Here is a 21,461-nt window from a genome sequence, read left to right on the forward strand (position 1 = left end):
CGTCTAGGCGCCGTGATGCAATGGGAGGCAGAATTGGCGAAGATGATCCACTCGATGATCCGCGTTCTCGACGAGGCGCGTTCGGTCGAATTCTACAGCAAGGCCTTCGGCCTTTCGGTTGCCGACCGCGTCGATTTCGAAACCTTCACGCTGATCTATCTGAGCAATTCCGAGACTGGCTTCGAGCTGGAGCTGACGGTCAACAAGGGCCGGATCGAGCCCTATGATCTCGGCAATGCCTATGGCCACCTCGCCGTCTCCGTCGAGGAGGTGACCGTCGAGCGCGAGCGCATGGCGAAACTGGGGCTGAAGCCGGGTCAGCTGGTGGAGCTCAACCGCGACGGCAGGCTCTTCGGCCTGTTCTTCTTCATCAGCGATCCCGACGGCTACAAGTTCGAAGTGCTGCAGCGCCACGGCCGGTTTCTCTGACGCACGAAGCGCCGCGACCGATCGCGGCGCCACCCTTCCAACGACACCTCATCCCACAGTTTCGAGCGGCATAAGTCAGGAGCCCGCATGATCGAGAAGACCACGCTCAATTCCGGCTGGACATTCCACTGCAACGATACAGGAAGGCCCGGCCTGCCAGAATCGATCCCCGCGACCGTGCCGGGATGCGTGCATCTCGACCTTCTCGCCAACCGGCTGATCCCCGATCCCTATATCGACGTCAACGAGATCACCAACGACTGGATCGGCAAGACCGACTGGACCTATCGCTGCACCTTCGAGGCCGCGCCTGACGCCGGCAGGGTGCAGGAGCTGGTCTTCGACGGGCTCGATACGATCGCGGTGATCGCGCTGAACGGCGAAGAGATCGGCCGCAGCTTCAACATGCACCGCACCTATCGTTTCGATGTTTCCGGGCTGCTGAAAACGGGCACCAACGAACTCACGGTCACCTTCCGCTCCGCCTATGCCTATGGCGCCGAGATGGAGAAACATTACGGCTATCGGCCGAACAACTATCCGGGACCGGGCAATCTGATGCGCAAGATGGCCTGCAATTTCGGCTGGGACTGGGGGCCGACGCTGGTGACGGCGGGCCTCTGGAAGCCGGTCAGGCTGGAAAGCTGGGACCGGGCGCGGCTTGCCGAGACACGGGTTTCGGCAACGCTTGCCGGTGGCGACGGGCTGGTGAAGGTGCAGGCCCGGCTAGCGCGGCATGGCGACGGGGCGGCCTGCCGGCTCGCCGCGACAATCGGCGGCGTGACCAAAACGGTGGCGATCGGCGCCGGCGAAGAGGAGGCTTCTTTCGAGCTTACCCTCCCCTCGCCGCAGCTTTGGTGGCCGCATCATCTCGGCGCGCAGCCTCTCTATCCCCTGACGCTTGAGCTCGTCGACGAGGCCAGCGGCAATCTGCTCGATAGCTATCAGCGGGAACTCGGTTTCCGATCTTTGCGGCTCGACACCGCAGCCGACGCACACGGCTCCGCCTTCACCTTCATCATCAACGACGTGCCGCTGTTCATCGCCGGCGCGAACTGGATTCCCGATGATTGTTTCCCCTCGCGGGTGACGGCCGAGCGTTATGCCGCGCGGATCGAGGAGGCTAAGGCCGCCAATATCCACATGCTGCGCGTCTGGGGCGGCGGCATCTTCGAGCGTGACGAATTCTACGAGGCCTGCGACCGCATGGGCATGCTGGTCTGGCAGGATTTCCTCTTCGCCTGCGCCGCTTATCCGGAGGAGGAGCCGCTGAAGAGCGAGGTCGAGGCTGAGGTGCGTGACAATGTCGTGCGGCTGATGCCGCATGCCAGCCTGATCCTCTGGAACGGCAACAATGAAAACATCTGGGGCTTCGATGAATGGGGCTGGCGGCCGATCATCAAGCCGGGCCAAAGCTGGGGGCTCGGTTATTATCTCGACCTGCTGCCGAGGCTCTGCGCCGAACTCGATCCCGACCGGCCCTATTATCCCGGCAGCCCCTATTCCGGCTCGACGGAGATCGAGCCCAATGCCGACGCACATGGCTGCAAACATATCTGGGACGTGTGGAACGATGTCGGCTACGAGGTCTACCGCAATTATATCCCGCGCTTCTGCTCCGAATTCGGCTGGCAGGCGCCGGCTGCCTGGGCGACGATCGAAGAGAGCGTGCATGATCAGCCGCTGACGCCGCAATCGAACGGCGTCTTCCATCACCAGAAGGCGACCCAAGGCAATGACAAGCTGATCCGCGGCCTCGCCGGCCACCTGCCGGAACCGCAAACGATGGACGACTGGCACTTCGCCACCCAGCTCAACCAGGCCCGCGCCATCCGCTTCGGCATCGAGCATATGCGCTCGCACCGCGATATCTGCAAGGGCGCGGTGGTCTGGCAATTCAACGACTGCTGGCCGGTGACCTCGTGGGCGGCACTCGACTCGGCCGGGCGGCGCAAGCCGCTCTGGTATGCGCTGAAGGCCGCCTATGATCCGCGCCTGCTGACGATCCAGCCACGCGGCGACGGACTTTCGGCAGTTGCGGTCAATGAGAGAACGCTGTTCTGGCGGGCGAAGATCAGCGGCAGGCGTTTGCGGCTCGACGGCAGCGTGCTGGCAGAGTTCGAATTCTGGCGGCTGCTCTGCGACCGCTTCGAGGCGAAGGAATTTCCGTTGCCCGAAGATATCGTCAGTTCCAGCTTACCGAAAGAGGAAGTCATCGTCGTCGAGATGCTTGACAGGCGGGCTTTTCATTATTTCGTCGAGGATATCGAACTCGCCCTGCCGGCGCCACAGCTGAGCGTCGATGTCACAACGATCGATGGTGGGTTTGCGGTTACGGTGACGGCTGAGAATTTCCTCAAGGATCTCTGCTTGATGGCGGACCGATTGGATCCGGATGCCGTGGTCGATACGATGCTGGTGACGCTGCTGCCGGGAGAGCGTCATGTGTTTGCGGTGAGGACCGGCAAGACGATCGTCGCTGAAGATATCACCGTCGGCACAGTGCTGCGATCGGCCAATGATCTTGTGGCGAGCTTGCGGTAGTGGCTGCCCGCGGTAAATCTCCACACGAAAAAGGCCCCGCATCCCACGGGGCCCTTCCAGCTCAGCCTAGCGGACGACGTTACATCCAGTAAGGCGGCACACCGTAGTAATCATAAACTCGGCGGCCATTGTCGTTGTACCAGCTGTCGTCATCGTCCGCATAGCTCGGGGCGCCTTCGATCTGTTCCTTGGTCAGGTCGATGCGATAGCCATCCAGCTGCGTGTCGTAGTTCAGCTTTTCCCAGGGCAGCGGATAGTGATCGTGGCCGATGCCGAGGAAGCCGCCGAAGCTCAGTACGGCATAGGCGACGCGGCCGTCGAGCTTGCCGATGATCAGACGTTCGATCGAGCCGATATGCCTGCCGTCGGCGCCATAGACACGGGTGCCTTCGACGCGGTCGCTGGCGATCAGCGAATGCGTGCCCTTGGCGTCCGGGTCACGGCGGTTGGCGTCAGTTTCCTGATTGAGCATGATGCATCTCCTTTGGGTTTCCTCGGATTGGGTATGCAAGATCAACGTCATGGCGGGTTCAAAGTTCCCCCTCTCCGGCACGATTGCACGATCGGCGATTGTTGACGTTTACGTCAAGGTTAGTATAGCTTCATTCGGCTTGAACCATTCGAGCATTGGCATAAGCTGCGGGACTGGAAGATGGAGGATCTTTCGGTCGATCTGCCGACCGATCGTCGGCGCGGCGGCCGCAAGGGAGAGAGACACGATGAACAGCATTTCCGTCCATCCGAACGGCGCCAAGCCTGAAAAACCCTGGCTTGCCGCCTATCCGGATGTGGTTCCGGCCGAGCTTCCGCCGCTGGAACATGCCTCGCTGGCGGAACTGCTCGAAAAATCCTGCGCCCGCTACGCCGACCGCACCGCCTTTTCGAGCATGGGCAAGGCGATGAGCTACCGCGAGCTGGAGAGCCAGACGCGCAAGGTCGCCGCCTGGCTGCAGAGCACCGGTCTTCAGAAGGGCGACCGCGTCGCGGTGATGATGCCGAACGTGCTGCAGAACCCGGTTGCAGCCTACGCCATCCTCAGAGCCGGTCTCGTCGTCGTCAACGTCAACCCGCTCTATACGCCGCGCGAACTCGAACATCAGCTGCGCGATTCCGGCGCCAAGGCGATCTTCGTCCTGGAAAATTTCGCCCGCACGGTGGAGCAGGTTCTGAACAAGACTGACCTTCGCCATGTCGTCGTCACCTCGCTCGGCGAAATGCTGGGGCTGAAGGGGCTGATCGTCAATTTCGCCGTGCGCAAGGTGAAGAAGCTCGTTCCCTCCTGGTCGATCCCTCAGCACAAGAGCTTCGGCCAGGTACTGCGCGAAGGGGCGAATAAAACCCTGCAGCCGGTCACGCTTGCCGGCAGCGACATCGCTTTCCTGCAATATACCGGCGGCACGACAGGCGTTGCCAAGGGCGCGGTGCTGACGCACGCAAACCTGCTTGCCAACAAGCTGCAGCTGTCGCTCTGGCTCAGATCGGCCTTCGAGCGCAAGAAGCAGCCCGAGGTGCTGAATTTCCTCTGCGCCCTGCCGCTCTACCACATCTTCGCGCTGACGGTGAATTCGCTGATGGGCATGTCACTCGGCGCCCGCAATATCCTGATCGCCAATCCGCGCGACATTCCCGGTCTTGTCAAGGAATTCGGCAAGTCCGATGTGCATATCTTTCCCGGCCTGAACACGCTGTTCAATGCGCTGATGAACAATGCCGATTTCGCCAAGCTCGACTTCTCCCCGCTGATCATGTCGCTCGGCGGCGGCATGGCCGTGCAGCGCCCGGTCGCCGAACGCTGGCTGAAAATAACCGGCACGGCGGTGACGGAGGGCTACGGCCTTTCCGAAACCTCGCCTGTCGCCACCGCCAACCGCTTCGATTCGCCCGAATTCACCGGCTCGATCGGCCTGCCGATGCCCTCCACCGATCTCGATATCCGCGACGAGGACGGAAAATCGCTGCCGCTCGGCGAGGTCGGCGAGATCTGCATCCGCGGGCCGCAGGTGATGGCCGGCTATTGGCAGAAGCCGGAGGAGACGGCGCGGGTGATGACCGAGGACGGTTATTTCCGCTCGGGCGACATGGGTTTCATGGACGCGCGCGGCTATACCAAGATCGTCGACCGCAAGAAGGACATGATCCTGGTTTCGGGCTTCAACGTCTATCCGAACGAGATCGAGGAGGTCGCCGCCATGCATGCCGGCATTCTCGAGGCAGCCGCCATCGGCGTGCCGGACGGGCATTCGGGCGAAGCGGTAAAACTCTTCGTGGTCAGGAAGGATCCGAACCTGACGGAGGCGGAGGTGAAGGCCCATTGCATCGCCAATCTCACCAATTACAAACGCCCGCGCTTCATCGAATTCCGCACCGAGCTGCCGAAGTCGCCCGTTGGTAAGATCCTGCGCAAGGACCTGCGCGGCTGAAATTAACAGTCTGATGAGATTAAGGCCATCCGCTTGCTGCGGGTGGCTTTTTTCATATTGGAGCGGCGGCTGAACTTGATTTAGGCCGGATAAAGCGAATAGTTTCCGCAACCTTTCCGCCTCCAAAGGAGCCTCCCATGAACGCCATCGTCGAACAGCTGAAAAGCACCGCCGCCGCCACCAAGGCGACTGATCTCCGTGCGGCCTTCGCGGCCGATGCGCAGCGCTTTTCGCGCTTCTCCGTCTCGCTTGACGACCTCTTGATGGATTTTTCCAAGACGGCGGTGAACGACGACATCCTCAAGCTGCTGGTAAGGCTCGCCGAACAAGGCGACGTCGAGAAGAAACGCGAGGAGATGTTCTCCGGCAAGGCGATCAATTTCACCGAGGATCGCGCCGTTCTGCACACCGCGCTGCGCAACCGCTCCAACACGCCGGTTCTGGTCGACGGCAAGGACGTCATGCCGGATGTCAACGCGGTGCTGGCCGCCATGGGCAAGTTCGCCGACGGCGTCCGCTCCGGCGCGCTGAAGGGCGCGACCGGCAAGGCGATCACCGATGTCATCAATATCGGCATCGGCGGCTCGGATCTCGGCCCTGTTATGGCGACGCTGGCGCTTGCTCCCTTCCATGACGGTCCGCGCGCCCATTTCGTCTCCAACATCGACGGCGCCCATATCGCCGATATCCTGAAGCTGGTTCAGCCGGAGACGACGCTCTTCATCGTCGCGTCGAAGACCTTCACGACGGTGGAGACGATGACCAATGCGCAGACGGCGCGCAAATTCATCGCCAAGGCGCTCGGCGAAGCGGCGGTGCAGCATCACTTCGCCGCCGTCTCGACGGCACTCGAGAAGGTCGCCGCCTTCGGCATCGACAGCGCCCGCGTCTTCGGCTTCTGGGACTGGGTCGGCGGCCGTTACTCGATTTGGTCGGCGATCGGCCTGCCGCTGATGATCGCGATCGGCCCGGAAAATTTCGGCAAGTTCCTCGATGGCGCCCATGCCGTCGACAATCACTTCCGTCAGACGCCGATTACCGAGAACCTGCCGATGCTGCTCGGCCTGATCGGCTTCTACCACCGCAATGTGCTTGAATACCCGACCCGCGCCATCCTGCCCTACGACCAGCGCCTGTCGCGCTTCCCCGCCTATCTGCAGCAGCTCGACATGGAATCGAACGGCAAGGGTGTGACCATCGACGGCACGCCGGTCGAAGGCAATTCCGGCCCCGTCGTCTGGGGCGAGCCCGGCACCAACGGCCAGCACGCCTTCTACCAGCTCATCCATCAGGGCACGAGCATCATCCCTGCCGAATTCATGATCGCCGCCAATGCTTTCGAGCCGGAGCTGCGTCACCAGCACCAGCTGTTGATCTCCAACGTTCTCGCCCAGTCGGAAGCGCTGATGAAGGGCCGCAGCTTCGCGGAAGCCAAGAAGCAGCTGACCGATAAGGGCATGGACGACAAGAAGGCCGATTTCATCGCCCCGCATCGCGTCTTCACCGGCAACCGTCCGTCGATCACCTTCGTCTACGACAAGCTCACCCCTTACGCGCTCGGCCGCCTGATCGCGCTTTACGAACACCGCGTCTTCGTCGAAGGCGTGCTCTTCCGCATCAATTCCTTCGACCAGTGGGGCGTCGAACTCGGCAAGGAACTGGCGACAGGCCTGCTGCCTGTCGTCGAGGGCAAGGAGAGTGCTGCGGGGCATGACTCTTCGACGCAGGGCCTGGTTGCAGCGCTCTCGAAGCTCGCGAAGTAAGTCCTCGAGGCAGCCGCCTCATCTTAAAGCAAGAGGCCGGGCAGACGTTTATGCCCGCCCTCCGACGCCTTACCCCCCAAGGAGAGGCGTCCTGCGGCGGGCTGTGACCCGCGCAGGCCATCCATGGGCCGACATCGCGACGGGCGCCAACATCATCATTGCGGCGGCAAATGCTGCGCCGACGTTGGCGGGGTCTGGTGCGTCCCCCGCAGAGGCTCCTCATGCGGAATCGGATGAAACGTTCTTCTAATGGAAAATTGTAGAAAGAATTCTTTCAATCCGCGGCAATCGCCCTAGATTCAAGCAAATTCTGTGCAGGGGCTGCTTCCCAAGACATGGCCTATCAAGCCTGGGACGACGCTCCGTTCCATTACTCGCATCGGCCGACGAGCGTGCGCTTCCATGAAAAGCTGAACCGCTCTCAGGCAAAGGAACCCCATGAGCCGTCTTGTCGTCGTTTCCAATCGTGTTCCCGTGCCGAGCAAAGATGGGGGTGCTGCTGCCGGCGGCCTGGCCGTTGCGCTGCAGGCAGCCCTGCAGGAGCGCGGCGGCATCTGGATGGGGTGGTCGGGAGAGTCGAGCGGCGATCGGGAACCCGGCGCGCTGTCGCAACTGCAGAAGGGCAATATCACCTATGCCCTCACCGATCTCACCGACACCGACGTCGAAGAATATTATCGCGGCTTTGCAAATCGCGTTCTCTGGCCCATCTGCCATTATCGCCTGGACCTTGCCGAATATGGCCGGAAGGAAATGGCCGGCTATTTCCGCGTCAACCGCTTCTTCGCGCACCGGCTGGCGCCGCTGATCGAACCTGATGATATTATCTGGGTTCACGATTACCACCTCATTCCGCTGGCGGCCGAACTGCGGCAAATGGGGCTGAAGAACCGGATCGGCTTCTTTCTGCATATTCCCTGGCCGCCGGCCGACATTCTCGTCACCATGCCGGTCCACGAAGAAATCATGCGCGGGCTCTCGCATTATGATCTCGTCGGCTTCCAGACCGACTACGACCTGCAGAACTTCGGCGGCTATCTGAGAAGGGAGGGCATTGGCGACGACCTCGGCAACGGTTTGTTCGATTCGCACGGGCGAGTATTCAAGGCCGGCGCCTATCCGATCGGCATCGAAACCGCGGGATTCGCCGCATTCGCCGAAAAAGCCGCAAACAACGTCATGGTACAGAAGACCCGGCGCAGCATCGAAGGCCGCGACATGATCATCGGGGTCGACCGGCTCGATTATTCGAAGGGCATCATTCAGCGGCTGGAAGCGTTCGAGCGCTTCATTACCAGCAATCCGGCCTACCAGAACAAGGTGACTTTTCTGCAGGTCACGCCGAAATCGCGATCGGAAGTTCCCGAATACGAGCAAATGCAGAAGATGGTCGCCGAACAGGCCGGCCGCGTGAACGGCGCCATCGGAACGGTCGACTGGGTGCCGATCCGCTATGTCAACCGATCGATCAGCCGCAACGTGCTCGCCGGCCTTTTCCGCCTGGCGACGATCGGGCTGGTCACGCCATTGCGCGACGGCATGAACCTCGTCGCCAAGGAGTATGTCGCCGCCCAGGATCCGGATCGCCCCGGCGTGTTGGTGCTATCCCGCTTCGCCGGCGCCGCCCGTGAGTTGAAGGGCGCGCTGCTGGTCAATCCTTATGACGTCGAAGGCACGGCCAATGCCGTTGCCAAGGGCCTTGCCATGTCGCTTGCGGAGCGCCGCGACCGCTGGAGCATGATGATGGAACATCTGCTCTCGCACGACGTCTCGCTATGGTGCGAAAATTTCTTGCGGGATCTGGTGACTGTTCCGAGTTCCGACCGGAGCGGGGCTGGCGCGGCCTGACCCGGCGCGCCCGCGCTTGGCGCGAGAACAGGGTGCCGAGACGTTGCGGCATATCCTCTTCTCCCCGGCGGGGAGAAGGTGCCGGCAGGCGGATGAGGGGGCCGCACGGAACAATATAAAACTTATGCGAAACGCCGCGCTGCAGCGCCCTGAACAAGGTCGAAACGATTCCCGCGCGGCCGAATCCCGCAGCAGCGTTGTGAAGACCGGCTGCGCCGCCCCCTCATCCGCCCTACGGGCACCTTCTCCCCGCTGGGGAGAAGAGGGAATCGAGAGGCTGGCCTATTCCTAAAGCCCAATCTCATGCGCCCAAGGCGGATTGGCGCCGGCACGCGACACGGTGACGGCCGCTGCCTTCGCGCCGAGCGTCAGGGCGTTGCGGACCGCCTGTTCGTCGAGCGCGGCGACTTGCGGCTTGGTCAGCAGGCCGTCCATCTTTAGCGAGGCCAGGACGCCGGCATCGAAGGTGTCGCCGGCGCCGACCGTGTCGACGACCGTGACGCGTTCGCTCGGCACCGTCACCTTGCGCTCCCTGGTATAACCGGTGGCGCCTTCGGCGCCCTTGGTGATGACGACGAGCTTGGCGCCGTGGGCGAGCCAATGGGCGGCGAGCGCGTCGTGGTCGCCTGACAGACCGAACCAGTCGAGATCCTCGTCGGAGAATTTCACGATGTCGGATTTGGCCGCCATGCGCCTGATGCGGGCCATATGCGCCTGTTTGTCCTTGATGAAGCCGGGGCGGATATTCGGGTCGAGCGAGATGACGCGCTTCCCTGCCTCGCGGTCGAGCAGTGCTTCGTAGGTTTCGCCGCAGGGGCTGGGGATCAGGCTGATGGCGCCGAAATGCAGCGCTTCGCAATCGTCGCCAAGGTCAGGCAGGTCGGCCTCGGTGATCATCCGGCCGGCGGTGCCTTCGTCGTAGAAGGCATAGGTCGCCTGGCCGTTGACGAGCTTGACGAAGGCGATCGTCGAGGGACGCGGGGTGATGGCGCATGGGCTGTAATCGACATTGCTCGCCTTCAGCGTCGCGAGCAGGATTTCGCCCATCATGTCGTCGGCAATGCCGGTGAAGAAGGCGGTGGGAATGCCGAGGCGGCCAAGCGCGATGGCGGTGTTGAAAATCGCGCCGCCGGCGTAAGGGGCAAAGCCCTTTTCGCCGAGGGTCGTGTCCCTCGGCAGCATGTCGATCAAGGCTTCGCCGCAGCACAAAATCATCGAATTCCTCCCAACAGCACTGATATGTTCATCAACCGATTAAGCGAGCTTTTGTCAACTGATTAGAGCGAAAGCTCACTTACGCCACCATTGCGTCCCGACCAAGCGAGCGGCGCATCGAGGAAGGCCTCGACCTCTTCAAGCGTCTTGTCGGCGAACAGTCGCTGCTCCTTGGCAACGGCCAGAACATTGCGCCACGTGGCGATATGATGCAGCCGGACCTTGCCGTCGTCAAAGCGCTGCTGGCCGAAGATGCCGTAGAAGAACAGCGCGATGCCGTGATCGACGATGCCGCCGGCGGCCCGAACCGCATCGATGAATTTGAACATGCTGCCGCCCGCCGTCGTCAGATCCTCGATGACGAGCACGCGCGAGCCTTCCGGCAGATTGCCTTCGATCTGGGCATTGCGGCCATGGCCCTTCGGCTGCTTGCGGACGTAGATCATCGGCAGGCCGAGGCGGTCGGCAAGCAGGGCGGCGAAGGGGATGCCGGCGGTCTCGCCGCCGGCAATGCAATCGAACTGCTCGAAGCCGGCATCGCGCAACAGGGTGCTGGCGGCGAAATCCATCACCGTCGAGCGGATGCGCGGGAAGGAAAGCAGCTTGCGGCAATCGATATAAACCGGGCTCGCCATGCCGGAGGCAAGTTTATAAGGCTGGGCGGCATTGAAATGTACGGCCTTGATCTCCCAGAGCATCTTGGCCACCAATTCGGCCATCACGGCGCGGTCGGGAAATGTCGTCTGGATCATGCGGCTCTCCTTCAGCTTTGTGTCTCCGGCAATAGCAGCAAGAGCCCATCGTTTCCAGACGCAGGCGAGGCTATTCCAGCAACAGACGGCCGATATCGGGTCCCTGCATCTTCTTGAACAGGGCAATCGCCGCATCACCCTCCTTGGCACCAAGCGAAACGGCATAACGCACGGCGGCGGCAAGCAGCTGCATGGTCAGCCGGGCGATCGCCAGAAGCTCGCCGCTGTCGCGATCCGGCCACAGGCGGACGAGCACGGCGAGCAATGCCTGGGCATGGAATTCCATGTCCTCGGCATCGACCTGCTGCAGCAGCTTGTCGGTATGGGTCGCATGCCAGATGTCGCGCATTACCGGCTCGCGGCGGAAAAAGGCGTAATATTCGTCGGCGATATTGGCAAGCGCGCCGGCGAGCGCCGCAGCGTCGGTCACCTCAGCCAGTTCCGCCTCCACGCAGCGCCTGCCCTCCTCGTTGAAGCGCTCGGCCAATGTGCGGATGATCGCGCTCTTGTCGGGAAAATATTGGTAGAGCGCGCCGAAGGAGAGGCCGGCCTTTTCGACGATCTCGCTCATCTTCAACCCATCGCTGCCATGGCTTTCGATCAGCTCGGACGCGACGGCAAGGATCTTTTCGAAGCGGTCGCGGCCGCGCTGCTGGCTCGGGATCCGGCGCGGCTGGCCGGAATGCTGCCGATTGCGGCTGCGCGTTGTGACCGGCTGTTCCGACATCCTCAGCTCCTTCGACGGTTGACAGAGAGAATAAGAGAGTTTATCGCATTTTGCAAATCAGAGAGTTTCTCTTGTTCTGTCCCTTAAAAGGAGCTTCGACATGCAGTTCGTCCTCATCCTCTCGCTCGTCGCCGCAGCCATCGGCAGTGGCCTCGTCGCCGGCATCTTCTTCGCCTTCTCGACCTTCATCATGACCGCCTTCTCGCGCATCCCGGCGGAACAGGGTATTGCGGCGATGAACTCGATCAACGTGACAATCGTCCGCTCGCCCTTCATGGCGCTCTTCGTGCCGACGGCAATCCTCTGCCTCGTCATCGCGGTGCTGGCGCTGATGAACTGGCGCGGCGGTGCATCCATGCTGATGCTGGCGGGCGCCGCCCTCTATGCCTTCGCCTCGTTCCTCTCGACCATCATCTTCAACGTGCCGATGAACGATGCGCTGGAAAGGGTCAGCGGCGGCGGGCCGGAAGCGGCGGCGCTCTGGGCGACCTATCTGAAGGACTGGACATGGTGGAACCATGTGCGGACGGTGGCCTCGCTGCTCGCCTCGGTGGCCTTCGTCAGGGCGCTGATGATGATTTGAGAAAGCGGCGCGGTAGCCACGCGGGCTCACCACCCTTACCAAGTCAGTTTAGGCCGTGACTGGCATTGTCTTGTTTCACTAGCGGATGGCGTCTCTGACCGGGCGTCTGCGCTGTGAATGGTTTCCCGTGCCTACCCCACTCTCCGTCATGCTCGGCCTTGAGCCGAGCATCCACGCCGGGTCCACCGGCAGTCGTGGCATGGATCCCAGGCTCAAGGCCTAGCATGACGGAGAGTGGGGTTGGCGTTTTCGCCAAACGTGCCGTCAGCGTACTGAGGCACGTCACAGCGGGTGTTTCATTCGGCCGGCACTTACCACGCCCTCCCTCCTGTCTTCGGGCTTCGACCCGGGGGATGTCACAGGGGGGTCAGCGGACTTTGTCAGTCCCGCCTATCTCTGCTCACAAAATACGATGCGGTTGCTGAAGGGGTCGATGACGGTCATCTCCAGGCCCCAGGGGGCTTCCTCCACGCCGGGATTCATGTAGCGGTAGTCCTTGCCGGCGAGTTCGGCGTGGTAGGCGCGCACATTGGCGACGCGGACGAAGGCCTTGGCGCCAGGGCTGGCGTCGCCGGAATGTTCGCTGAGGTGCAGCGCCATGCCGTCGCGCGAGACCTGGCAATAGAGCGGGGAATTCTCGCCGAAGCGATACTCCCAGTTGAGATGGAAGCCGAGGAAGTCGCAATAGAATTCCATGGCTTTCTCCACGGAGAAGATGCGGAAGATCGGCATCGGCGGCTCAATGCCGATCACCGATTGGGAAGCACCCGGCGCATCGATTTTTGCCGAGAGGATATTCCATTGCTCGAGCCCGAACTGGCGGGCGACGATTTCGAGCGTCTCGCTGTGGGTGAGGGAAATGTCGCGGTCGGCAAGAGCCTGCCGCAACGTCTTTGCCATGAGTTTGGCATCGCGAAAATCGCGCATATGTCATCCTTCCGTCGGCGGCAAACAGGACGATCAGTGCCCGCGTCTGCTGACCCGTTCGCCATCGATCGCCAAACGGCAAGGGATATGAAGGATGGTTTGGATGCATTCACCATAACGCCGAGGCGTCGCGGGGCGGCTGGCCGCATCCGGCCAGGGGCGATATTATGAGGGCTGCCGTTGGGAATCAAGACGCCGTGCGCGACGCCTCGACCGGAACCGCCTCGAGGTGGCCGGCAAGCTCGACCCGGTTGCGGCCGCCCCGCTTGGCGGCGTAGAGCGCCTTGTCGGCAGCACTCAGCATGGCGTCGAAATCCAGGCTCTTGGCGCGCCCGGGCGCAACGCCGACGCTGACGGTGCATTTCAGCACCTCGTCATCGATATCGATCTCGCGCGCCTCGAAAGCCCTGCGGATGCGCTCGGCCGCCAGCTCCGCGCGGCCGGGCATGGTTTCCTTCAGCACCAGCGCGAACTCCTCACCGCCCAATCGTGCGGCGATGTCACCAGCGCGGCAATGGCTGGCGAGTTCGCCGGCGAAGGCCTTGATCACCCGGTCGCCGCTCGCATGGCCGAAGCGGTCGTTGACCGATTTGAAGTGGTCGATATCGAAGACGATGACGGCGGTGGTCGAGCCCATCGGGCGCGTGCCGTATTGATCGAACAGGGCGCGGCGGTTTAGCAGCCCGGTCAGCGAATCGGTGATCGCCTCGAGACGATGGCGGGCGGCAAGCCGCCACTGATGCAGCGCCAGCGACAGGGCGCCGATCCCGGTCATGCCGGCGATGCAGACGGCAAGGCTCAGATCTTCGGCCCAGTTGCTGGGCGCCTTGCCGAGCACCAGCTTGCCGTCGGAGATCAGCACGGCGGCGCAAAGCACGAAGGAGATCCCCGTCAGCGTATAGAGCGCCGTGATGCCGAGGATCGGCGCCGGCGCCTCGGCGCGGGCGAGCCAATATTGCCGGGCGGTGGCAAAAAGCAGCAGGGCAATGGCAAGATTGTCCGATATGAAGGCCAGGCCGTCATAACCCGATAACAGCGGCACGATCGAGAAAGTCATCGCCGCCAAGGCGCGGATCGCAATACCCGGCAAGGGCAGGCGGCCGGTGAGAAACTGTCGGCCGGCACCCCAGATGGTGGCGAAACCGGCATGGAACAGCACGAAATTGGCAATGCCCAACCCTATCTCCGGCCTGTCCACGTAGGCGCTGTAGACAAAAATCCCGCTGACGACGAAGACCAGGCCGACGGTGGCGGTGAGCAGCACGGTTTCGGCCCGGCGGACGAGCCAGCCGCCCATCAAGGTCACGGCAAGGCATGCCGTCGACACGCCGAGCGCCAGCAAGAGGGAGTTATAGTCAAGCATCATGCTTTTCAGTCTCCGCAGGTGTTTTCCCGCCGGATGATCGGCAGCCTATGTCCGCGTGAGAAATGTCTTATGCATCCGTTAACAAATGATGCATTGCACAATGAAAATGTTAGGCGCCTAACGTCGGCGCACAACTTTAATGAATATTCTATTTAAAATTGATAACGCGGGCCGCAACACCTACGCCACGACGTGCCAATGCAGCGGATACATTGGATCGAACACCGTCACCGGACCGGCGCCGGTTTCTATCTTGGCGGGAAAAACGACCGGCTCGGCCTGCTTGGCCAGGGTGATGCGTTCCTCGTTCGGCTGAAGCCCGTACCAGGCCGGTCCGTTGAGCGAGGCGAAGGCTTCAAGCCTGTCCAGCGCGCCCTCCTGCTCGAAGACATGAGCGAGGCAGCTCATCGTGTTGATCGAGGTGTAGATGCCGGCGCAGCCGCAGGCGCATTCCTTCAGCGGGTCGACATGCGGGGCGGAATCGGTGCCGAGGAAGAAGCGGGCGTCACCGCTCACGGCGGCGGCGCGCAGGGCAAGGCGGTGGTTCTCGCGCTTGGCGACCGGCAGGCAATAATAATGCGGGCGAATGCCGCCGACGAGGATGGCGTTGCGGTTGATGATCAGATGATGGGTGGTGATCGAGCCGGCGAGATTGGCCTTGGCCGCCTTGATGTAGTCGATACCATCCGAGGTCGTCACATGCTCCATCGTCACCTTCAGCTCCGGCAGGCGCCGGCGCAGCGGATCGAGCACGGTGTCGATGAAGACGGCTTCGCGATCGAAGATATCGACCTCAGGCGTCGTCACCTCGCCATGGACGCAGAGCGGCAGGCCAATCGCAGCCATGCGCTCCAGCACCGGCATCGCCTTTTCCATGTCGCGCACGCCGCCATGCGAATTGGTGGTGGCGCCGGCCGGATAAAGCTTGACGGCGGTGATGAGGCCGCTCCTGGCGCCGGCCTCGACATCGTCAGGGCTGGTATGCTCGGTGAGATACAGCGTCATCAGCGGCTGGAAACGATGGCCGGCCGGCAGCGCTTTCAGGATACGCTCGCGATAGGCTGTCGCATCCGATGTGGTGACGACGGGCGGCACCAGATTGGGCATGATGATGGCGCGGGCGAAGGTGCGGCTCGTATCGGCGATCACGCCTTCCAGCATCGCGCCGTCGCGCAGATGCAGGTGCCAGTCGTCAGGGCGGCGGATGGTGATCGATTGCATGGCAGGCCTCCGAAGCGATGCGTCTGCGGGCCTCGATAGCACTATACCTCAGGTGAAAACAATCGTCGTGGCCTTACGCCAGCGCGATCTCCAGCGTCACATCGGCCAGACGGCGGTTTTCGAGGATCAGCCGGCCGTTCGGCAGGTCGTTGCCGTAGACCTTGGCGCTGGCGGCCTCCTCGCTCAGATTATAACCGCGCCAGCGCGCCCAGAGCCGTTCCTCTAGCACCTCCATCGGCGGCGCCAGCATGATGGTGTAATCGAAGATCCCGTCGAGTTCAGCCCATTTCCCCTCTGTGAAGAGCAGATAATTGCCCTCGACGATGATGAAACGGTCCTTCGGATCGATCGGCCGGGCCGATGCGATCGCCAGTTCCCGCGCGCGGTCGAAGACCGGCACAAGAACTTCCTGATCGGCCGGCCTGACGGCGCGGACGATATCGAGGAAGCCTCTGACATCGAAGGTTTCGGGAATGCCCTTGCGGGCCAAGAGGCCGCGTTCGATCAGGATGGCGTTGTCCATGTGGAAGCCGTCCATCGGCAGAACTGCGGCGCTTTCGCCTCTGGCTTTCAACGCCGCCGCCAGGGTGTCGGCCATCGTCGACTTGCCGGAACCCGGCGGACCGGCAATGCCGATGAGGAAGCGTCTGGAATCACCGGCGCGGTTGATGACCTCGCCGGCGATTTCCTCGGTGCTGACCCTCATGCCGCAACGGGCTCCGTCGGCACTGCCTTGGCGCCGGTCATGAAGGCGACGGCGTCGGACATGGTGTATTCCTTCGGATCGATCACCGTCAGGCGCCGGCCGAGGCGGTGAATATGGATCCGGTCGGCCACCTCGAAGACATGCGGCATGTTGTGGGAGATCAGCACGATCGGCAGGCCGCGGGCTCTGACGTCGAGGATCAGTTCCAGCACGCGGCGGCTTTCCTTGACGCCGAGGGCGGCCGTCGGCTCATCCATGATGATGACCTTGGAGCCGAAGGCGGCGGCGCGGGCGACCGCGACACCCTGGCGCTGACCGCCGGAAAGGGTCTCCACCGCCTGGTTGATGTTCTGAATGGTCATCAGGCCGAGTTCGGAGAGCTTGTTGCGCGCCAGCTTTTCCATGGCCGGCCGGTCGAGCATGCGGAACATCGAGCCGAGCATGCCCGGTTTGCGGATCTCGCGGCCGAGGAACATGTTGTCGGCGATCGACAGCGCCGGCGACAAAGCCAGGTTCTGATAGACGGTTTCGATGCCGGCCTCGCGCGCTTCCATCGGCGAGCGGAACTGCACCTGCTTGCCTTCGAGGGTGATCACCCCCTCGTCGGGGGTGACCGCGCCTGAAATCGCCTTGATCAGCGAGGACTTGCCAGCGCCGTTATCGCCGATGACGGCGAGGATTTCGCCGGGGTAGAGGTCGAAATCGGCATTGTCGAGCGCGGTCACGCGGCCGTAGCGCTTGACGAGACCGCGGGCGGTGAGAAGGGGTTCGCGAGCCATGATTACACCGAAACCTTTCTGATCCACTGGTCGATGGCGACGGCGGCAATGATCAGCACGCCGGTCAAAAGGACTTTCCATTGCGGGTCGGCGCCGAGCATATTGAGGCCCATCGACACGACGCCGACGATCATGGCGCCGAACAGCGTGCCGAGAATGGAGCCGCGGCCGCCGAAGAGCGAGATGCCGCCGATCACCGTCGCGGTGATCGCCTGCAGGTTATAATCGGTGACCGCCGAGGACGGCGAGATCGAGCCGTTGCGGCCGATCGAGACCCAGGCGGCGAAGGCGGCGATGACGCCCGAGATGGTGTAGACGGTGAGCAGCACCTTCTTGGTCTGGATGCCGGAGAGCTTGGCCGCTTCAGGATCGTCGCCGACCGCATAGACATGCCGGCCCCAGGCGGTGTGATTGAGCACATACCAGAGCAAGAGGACGAGCAGCACCATGGCGATGACGCCGAGGGTCAGCACGGCGGTGCCGGCCTTGAAACTCATGGCGAAAAGATGCAGCAGCGGCGCCTGTTCGTCGACATCGGTGTCGCGGATCGTCTCATTGGCGGAATAGATGAAGTTCGTCGCCATGACAATATTCCAGGTGCCGAGCGTGACAATGAAGGGCGGCAGCTTCATGTAGGCGACGAGAAAGCCGTTCAGCAAGCCGCAGAGGCCGCCGACGAGGAGGCCGCCGATAACGGCGATCGGCGTCGGTATGCCGTAGGTGATGGCGACATTGCCCATGATGACAGCCGAGATCACCATGATGACGCCGATCGAAAGATCGATGCCGGCGGTCAGGATGACCAGCGTCTGGGCGGCGCCGAGAATGCCGACGATGGCGATCTGCTGCAGAATCAGCGTCAGCGTATAGGACGAGAAGAACCGTCCGCCGATCGTTGCCCCGAAGATGATGATCGCCAGCACCAGCACGATCAGCGGCACGGCGGCCGGCGTCGAGTGCAGAAAATGCTGGGCGCGCTTGATCAGCGAGACATCCTGGTGCTCGAAGGAGGCGACGCTCTTGTCGCTGCCGTCGAGGACGCGTTCGAATTCCTGAGTTCCGGTCATGGTTCCTCCTCCGCATCCGTGCGCCGAACTCGCACGGGGGCCGTCACCGATATCCTTCCGGTCTATTCTGAGCCGGTTCGTGGGGGCGACGGTACATCGTCCGTCGAAAACGGCCGGGGATCAAGCCCCGGCCGCTCTAGTTTCAAGAGATTGGGCTCAGCCCCAGCACTTATCCGTGCCTTCCTTGGTGTCGATCGACTTGACGCCGGAAACCGGCTTGTCGGTGACGAGCGAGACGCCGGTGTCGAAGAAGGACTTGCCTTCGGTCGGCTTCGGCTTTTCGCCGCTATCGGCGAACTTCTTGATCGCCTCGATACCGAGCGAGGCCATCAGCAGCGGATATTGCTGCGAGGTGGCGCCGATGACGCCTTCCTTGACCGACTTCACACCCGGGCAACCGCCATCGACCGAAACGATCAGCACGTTCTTTTCCATGCCGACGGCCTTCAGCGCCTGATAGGCGCCGACAGCGGCCGGCTCGTTGATCGTGTGGATGACGTTGATGCCCGGATCCTTCTGCAGAAGGTTTTCCATGGCCTTGCGGCCGCCTTCTTCATTGCCGTTGGTCACGTCGTGACCGACGACGCGCTTGTCGTCTTCGTCGCCGATCTTGTCCGGATTCTTCGGGTCGATGCCGAAGCCCATCATGAAGCCCTGGTCACGGAGAACGTCGACCGTCGGCTGCGACGGCGTCAGGTCGAGGAAGCCGACCTTGGCGTCCTTGGCCTTGTCGCCCATGGTTTCCTTGGCCCACTGGCCGATCAGCTTGCCGGCGAGCAGGTTGTCGGTGGCGAAGGTCGCGTCGGCAGCATCGGCCGGCTCGAGCGGCGTGTCGAGAGCGATGACCAGCAGGCCGGCGTCGCGAGCCTTCTTGACCGCAGGCACGATGCCCTTGGTGTCCGAAGCCGTGAGCAGAATGCCCTTGGCGCCGTCGGCGATGCAGCTTTCGATCGCGGCAACCTGGCTTTCGCTGTCACCGTCGATCTTGCCGGCATAGGACTTCAGCGAGACGCCGAGTTCCTTGGCCTTGGCCGTCGCACCTTCCTTCATCTTGACGAAGAAGGGGTTGGTGTCGGTCTTGGTGATCAGGCAGGCGGAAACGTCAGCCGCCATGACCGGGGCGGAAAAGGTGACACCAAGCGCGAGCGCGCCGAAAGCGAGAACTGATTTCTTCATGGAACTCCTCCCAGAGTTTGCCGGCACCGCCCGTGCGGGCCGGAATTTTAAGATATGACACTTCGCCGTGGATTGTTAAGCTTCCAAAGCCGTCCCGTGCCCTTGACGAGGGCAATTAAGAGCGAAAAGAAATCGGCTTGTCAATAAATAAATCCAATTGAATTATTAATTCGATGTGGCATGCTCGATCGAATTAGGGCATAGGCCAACGATCGGGAGGAGCGGCCATGTCGTCTTTGGATGGACCGGAACACACGCCGGTCCCGCCGCCAATTCTAAATCCGGCCGGAGGTGCGAACCAGGTCAGGGTCCGGGCCTATAACGAACGGCTCGTGCTGTCGCTGGTGCGTCTCTACGGTGCGCTGTCGAAGGCCGATATTGCACGCCGCAGCGGACTGTCGGCGCAGACCGTCTCGGTGATCATGCGCGTGCTTGAGAAGGAAGGGCTGCTGTCGCGCGGGGCGCCGGTGCGCGGCCGTGTGGGACAGCCGTCGATCCCGATGCATCTCAATGCCGACGCCGTCTATTCCTTCGGCCTGAAGATGGGCCGGCGCAGCGCCGATCTGGTGCTGATGGATTTCGTCGGCCGCATCCGCATGCAGCTGCATCGCACCTATGCCTACCCGCTGCCGGAAGAAATCCTCGCCTTCGTCACGTCAGGCATCCAGGAACTCGAAGACCGGCTCGACGACAAGCAGCGCGGCCGCATTGCCGGCCTCGGCATCGCCGCCCCTTTCGAGCTCTGGAACTGGGCCGAAGAGGTGGGCGCGCCGCCGGGCGCCATGGAGGTCTGGCGCGATGTCGACCTGCAGGCCGACATTGCCGCGCGCGTCTCCCTTCCGGTCTTCATGCAGAACGATGCGACCAGCGCCTGCGGGGCCGAACTGGTCTTCGGCGTCGGGCCGTCCTACCCGGATTTCGTCTATTTCTTCATCGGCTCCTTCATCGGTGGCGGCATCGTGCTCAACTCGGCGATCTTTTCCGGCCGCACCGGCACGGCCGGCGCAATCGGGCCGCTGCCGGTGCGCGGAAAGAACGGCGAAACGATGCAGCTGCTCGAAATCGCCTCGATCTTCGTGCTCGAAAACATGCTGCGCGAGCGCGGCATCGATCCCGAGCCGCTGTGGTATTCCGCCGACGACTGGGTGGATTTCGGCGAGCCGATGGAGACCTGGATCCAGGACAGCGCCAAGGCGCTGGCGCAGGCGATCGTCGCGGCCGCCTCGATCGTCGACTTCAGCGCCGCCGTCATCGACGGCGGTTTTCCCCATTGGGTGCGCAGCCGCGTGGTGCAGGCGACCATCGACGAAGCCGCCAAGCTCGACCTGCAGGGCGTCGTCATGCCCGAAATCATCGAGGGCGCAGTCGGCGCCCAGGCGCGCGCCATCGGCGGCGCCAGCCTGCCGATCTTTGCGCGTTACCTCACCGACCAGAACGTACTCTTCAAGGAGGTAGACCATGCTGAAAGGACTTGATCCGCTGTTGAGCCCGGAGCTGCTTTTTACGCTTCGGGCCATGGGCCACGGCGACGAGATCGCCATCGTCGACGGCAATTATCCAGGTGTCGAACACGCGCGCCGGCTGATCCGGCTCGACGGCCACCACCTCGTGCCGGTGCTCAACGCCGTGCTCAGCGTGATGCCGATCGACGATTTCGTGCCCGAGGCGATCTTCCGCTCGACCGTCAAGGCCGAGCGCGACAAGCTCGACCCGGTGCATGAGGAGATGATCGACTGCTGCGCCCGCCACGAGCCGCACCGGCAGGTGGTGCCGCTGATCGGCCCGGATTTCTACAGCCGGGTGAAGGCCGCCCATGCGGTGATCCAGACCGCGGAGCCGAGGCTCTATGCCAATATCATCCTGCGCAAGGGCGTGATCTATCCGAAGGAACCGGGCGCGCAGTCGGCGGCCGGGGTGGATCCGTTCGTTTACTAGCGA

19 protein-coding genes are annotated in these 21,461 nt (G+C 62.6%); 8 read left to right on the forward strand and 11 right to left on the reverse strand.

From position 1 onward, the window contains the following. Positions 1–33: 33 nt before the first annotated feature. Both ACS4RS_RS05110 and ACS4RS_RS05115 read left to right on the forward strand, forming a co-directional pair. Positions 34–429 (forward strand): VOC family protein, encoded by a 396-nt coding sequence (locus tag ACS4RS_RS05110; protein ID WP_439008451.1) that lies wholly within the window; start codon positions 34–36, stop codon positions 427–429. 87 nt (positions 430–516) lie between these two features. Next, positions 517–2,973 carry a glycosyl hydrolase 2 galactose-binding domain-containing protein gene (locus tag ACS4RS_RS05115; protein WP_439008450.1) on the forward strand — a complete coding sequence of 819 codons (2,457 nt, stop codon included), beginning with the start codon at positions 517–519 and terminating at the stop codon, positions 2,971–2,973. 79 nt (positions 2,974–3,052) lie between these two features. On the opposite strand, the gene ACS4RS_RS05120 is transcribed toward ACS4RS_RS05115, so the two are convergent. After that, on the reverse strand, positions 3,053–3,445 hold the full coding sequence (locus ACS4RS_RS05120; RefSeq protein WP_439008449.1) for a PRC-barrel domain-containing protein: 393 nt from the start codon (positions 3,443–3,445) through the stop codon (positions 3,053–3,055). A gap of 247 nt (positions 3,446–3,692) precedes the next feature. On the opposite strand from ACS4RS_RS05120, the gene ACS4RS_RS05125 reads away from it, so the two are divergent. From ACS4RS_RS05125 to otsA, 3 genes are all read left to right on the forward strand, one after another. Continuing rightward, complete coding sequence (locus ACS4RS_RS05125) at positions 3,693–5,393, forward strand: long-chain-fatty-acid--CoA ligase (protein ID WP_449313905.1); 1,701 nt, start codon at positions 3,693–3,695, stop codon at positions 5,391–5,393. 137 nt (positions 5,394–5,530) lie between these two features. Continuing rightward, positions 5,531–7,156 carry a glucose-6-phosphate isomerase gene (gene pgi / locus ACS4RS_RS05130; protein WP_439008447.1) on the forward strand — a complete coding sequence of 542 codons (1,626 nt, stop codon included), beginning with the start codon at positions 5,531–5,533 and terminating at the stop codon, positions 7,154–7,156. A 438-nt stretch (positions 7,157–7,594) separates the two neighbouring features. Then, entirely contained in the window at positions 7,595–9,004 is a 1,410-nt protein-coding gene (gene otsA / locus ACS4RS_RS05135) for an alpha,alpha-trehalose-phosphate synthase (UDP-forming) (RefSeq protein WP_439008446.1), read from the forward strand. A gap of 288 nt (positions 9,005–9,292) precedes the next feature. Here the strand turns inward: otsA and ACS4RS_RS05140 are convergent, their stop codons facing one another. The 3 genes from ACS4RS_RS05140 to ACS4RS_RS05150 form a co-directional block, all read right to left on the reverse strand. After that, positions 9,293–10,219: a PfkB family carbohydrate kinase gene (locus ACS4RS_RS05140; protein WP_439008445.1), complete on the reverse strand. Its 927-nt coding sequence runs from the start codon at positions 10,217–10,219 to the stop codon at positions 9,293–9,295. Positions 10,220–10,281: 62 nt separating this feature from the next. Further along, positions 10,282–10,971 (reverse strand): orotate phosphoribosyltransferase, encoded by a 690-nt coding sequence (locus tag ACS4RS_RS05145; RefSeq protein WP_439008444.1) that lies wholly within the window; start codon positions 10,969–10,971, stop codon positions 10,282–10,284. A 70-nt stretch (positions 10,972–11,041) separates the two neighbouring features. Continuing rightward, on the reverse strand, positions 11,042–11,698 hold the full coding sequence (locus ACS4RS_RS05150) for a TetR family transcriptional regulator (protein ID WP_439008443.1): 657 nt from the start codon (positions 11,696–11,698) through the stop codon (positions 11,042–11,044). A 100-nt stretch (positions 11,699–11,798) separates the two neighbouring features. Between ACS4RS_RS05150 and ACS4RS_RS05155 the strand changes: the two genes are divergently transcribed. Continuing rightward, positions 11,799–12,281, forward strand: a complete 483-nt coding sequence (locus ACS4RS_RS05155; protein ID WP_439008442.1) for an anthrone oxygenase family protein — start codon at positions 11,799–11,801, stop codon at positions 12,279–12,281. Positions 12,282–12,671: 390 nt separating this feature from the next. Here ACS4RS_RS05155 and ACS4RS_RS05160 read toward each other — a convergent pair whose 3' ends face one another. The 7 genes from ACS4RS_RS05160 to ACS4RS_RS05190 form a co-directional block, all read right to left on the reverse strand. Continuing rightward, on the reverse strand, positions 12,672–13,208 hold the full coding sequence (locus ACS4RS_RS05160; RefSeq protein ID WP_439008441.1) for a glyoxalase superfamily protein: 537 nt from the start codon (positions 13,206–13,208) through the stop codon (positions 12,672–12,674). Positions 13,209–13,395: 187 nt separating this feature from the next. Next, the gene (locus ACS4RS_RS05165) at positions 13,396–14,574 is read right to left on the reverse strand and encodes a diguanylate cyclase (RefSeq protein ID WP_439008440.1); all 1,179 of its coding nucleotides are present in this window, start codon (positions 14,572–14,574) and stop codon (positions 13,396–13,398) included. Positions 14,575–14,754: 180 nt separating this feature from the next. After that, a complete protein-coding gene (gene pyrC, locus ACS4RS_RS05170) occupies positions 14,755–15,795 on the reverse strand; it encodes a dihydroorotase (RefSeq protein WP_439008439.1) in 1,041 nt (346 codons plus the stop codon). A gap of 73 nt (positions 15,796–15,868) precedes the next feature. Continuing rightward, positions 15,869–16,501: a nucleoside triphosphate hydrolase gene (locus ACS4RS_RS05175; RefSeq protein WP_439008438.1), complete on the reverse strand. Its 633-nt coding sequence runs from the start codon at positions 16,499–16,501 to the stop codon at positions 15,869–15,871. After that, positions 16,498–17,280: an ATP-binding cassette domain-containing protein gene (locus ACS4RS_RS05180; RefSeq protein WP_064836252.1), complete on the reverse strand. Its 783-nt coding sequence runs from the start codon at positions 17,278–17,280 to the stop codon at positions 16,498–16,500. Before ACS4RS_RS05180 ends, ACS4RS_RS05175 begins: the two co-directional genes overlap by 4 nt. Positions 17,281–17,282: 2 nt before the next feature. Then, positions 17,283–18,347 carry an ABC transporter permease gene (locus tag ACS4RS_RS05185; protein WP_116404690.1) on the reverse strand — a complete coding sequence of 355 codons (1,065 nt, stop codon included), beginning with the start codon at positions 18,345–18,347 and terminating at the stop codon, positions 17,283–17,285. Between the two features lie 156 nt (positions 18,348–18,503). After that, positions 18,504–19,523 (reverse strand): sugar ABC transporter substrate-binding protein, encoded by a 1,020-nt coding sequence (locus ACS4RS_RS05190; RefSeq protein ID WP_439008437.1) that lies wholly within the window; start codon positions 19,521–19,523, stop codon positions 18,504–18,506. Positions 19,524–19,750: 227 nt separating this feature from the next. Between ACS4RS_RS05190 and ACS4RS_RS05195 the strand changes: the two genes are divergently transcribed. Both ACS4RS_RS05195 and ACS4RS_RS05200 read left to right on the forward strand, forming a co-directional pair. After that, the gene (locus ACS4RS_RS05195) at positions 19,751–20,998 is read left to right on the forward strand and encodes an ROK family protein (RefSeq protein WP_439008436.1); all 1,248 of its coding nucleotides are present in this window, start codon (positions 19,751–19,753) and stop codon (positions 20,996–20,998) included. Continuing rightward, the gene (locus ACS4RS_RS05200) at positions 20,982–21,458 is read left to right on the forward strand and encodes an RbsD/FucU family protein (protein WP_439008435.1); all 477 of its coding nucleotides are present in this window, start codon (positions 20,982–20,984) and stop codon (positions 21,456–21,458) included. The genes ACS4RS_RS05195 and ACS4RS_RS05200 overlap by 17 nt, the downstream gene beginning before the upstream one ends. Positions 21,459–21,461 lie beyond the last annotated feature (3 nt).

This window comes from Rhizobium sp. F40D2 (assembly GCF_051810745.2).
Lineage (GTDB): Bacteria > Pseudomonadota > Alphaproteobacteria > Rhizobiales > Rhizobiaceae > Rhizobium.